This is a genomic window from Microbacterium sp. Bi128, from assembly GCF_918698205.1.
In genome coordinates this window covers 1-1,228 of record NZ_CAKKMM010001465.1, presented here as the reverse complement: position 1 = coordinate 1,228, position 1,228 = coordinate 1, and the positions used below count along the sequence as shown (strand labels likewise).

Sequence of the window (1,228 nt, the reverse complement as noted above, 5' to 3'; positions counted from 1 at the left end):
GGGCAGGAGCCCGCCGGCGCCCGTGCTCGCCAGCTGGCCTGAGGTGCCCGCCGTGTTGCCTGGTGCCGTGTTGTCCGGTGTTGTGCTGCCCGGTGCCGCGCCGCCCACAACGACGGAGGTGTCCGACGGCGGGGCGGGAGCTTGCGCCGGTTTGACCGGTCCGGCGGGAGCCCCGGCAGGGTTGGCGGGCTGTTGCGGGACCGCCGGGTGGCCAGGCGTTGCCGGCTGCACGGATCCCGGCGGCCCGGCGGGCGGCCCGGCCGGAGTGCCCCCGGAAACGGGCGTGGCCTCGACGCTGAACGCCACGGCTGCCGGCGGCGATGCGACGCCGTCAATGGTTTGCGTCACGGTCAAGGTGTGCGCTCCGGCATCCAGTTCCGCGGGGAACGTGACACTCCACCGGGCACTGCCGGCCAAGGTCTGCGCGGTCCCGGGCTCGAGCGCGGCCTCCTCCGCTCCGGAACCGGAACCGGCCTGCACGGAGTCCACGGCCACCCCGTCCACAGCCACGGCCACGCCGGCACCTCGAAGGGCTGTGCCGGAGATGGTGGCTGGCAGGGCGTCCTGGCGCAGGTGTTGGCCGTCTCTGAGGTTCGACACCGCCGGAGCCGGCGGAATGACGGTATAGGTGCGGGTCGCCGCGGGACTGTCCATTTCTCCGGGGGCCGTGAGCACTGCCGTGACCGAAATTTTTCCGAAGACCGGCTGATCGGCCACGTTGATGCGCCAGCGGCCGTCTGCGTCGACGAGCCCGGTCCCGGTGAAGTCGCCGGAGAGCCGCACCGTGCCTCCGGCTTCTCCGGTGCCCTCGATGGCGTCGATGGCTGTGAGTCCCGGGCCCTCCGGCTGGCCGTCCACAGGTGAGGTGATGGCCGGAGCCGCGAGCCGGGAGACGTCGACGGACAGGGCGACTGCGCCGGAGCCGCTGCAGCCGTTCACGGTGTCAGCCGAGAACGTGAAGGGCCCGGCCAACGACGGTGCGGGGAACTGCCAGTTTCCCGACGCATCGACCGGCACTTCCAAGGGCTGGCCGTCCTTCTGGCCGGAGGTCTGGCCAGGTTTCTGGTTCAGGACGGTGATGCGGACCTTGGAATTCGGAGCCACCACGGAGGCCGGACCGGCATCGATGTGCCCGGTAATCGGCTCACCGGCTGTGACGGTTCCGTTGGAGGCCGCAGCGAGCGCTGGCTTGGCCAGGAACAGTTGCAGCTGGACACCGCCGGGGACT

General features: G+C 71.6%; 1 pseudogene. It reads right to left on the bottom strand.

From position 1 onward, the window contains the following. Positions 1–1,228 (bottom strand): annotated as a pseudogene (locus LQV45_RS33720) (hypothetical protein); the annotation flags it as partial.